The sequence below is a fragment of the Leifsonia sp. HAY1-4F genome (assembly GCF_056755275.1).
Window position 1 is genome coordinate 1 of the sequence record NZ_JBNDHX010000442.1, and the last position, 252, is coordinate 252.

Consider the following 252-nt stretch of genomic DNA (forward strand, 5'->3'; position numbering starts at 1 on the left):
GGTGACGATGGTTGGTCCCAACGACGGCCACAGCGCTGGACGCCGCTCGGGGGAGTGGGCCCTGGTGGTCGACACCGACAACCGTCCGTTGGGGTGGTCCTCGCCGCGTGACGGCGCCGGCCTGATCCCCGGAGGTTCGCTCTTCCGCAAGGGGGACACGCTGCGCCGCGCTTTGGACGCCGCGTTGTCGTCGCCGTCGGGTCTTGGCGTGGCAGTGGACGACGACGGCCGGGTTGCCGGAGTCCTGAAGGC

1 pseudogene is annotated in these 252 nt (G+C 71.4%); it reads left to right on the forward strand.

Annotated elements, in window-relative coordinates:
• Positions 1–252, forward strand: a pseudogene (locus tag ACPYOG_RS20115) (ABC transporter ATP-binding protein); the annotation flags it as partial.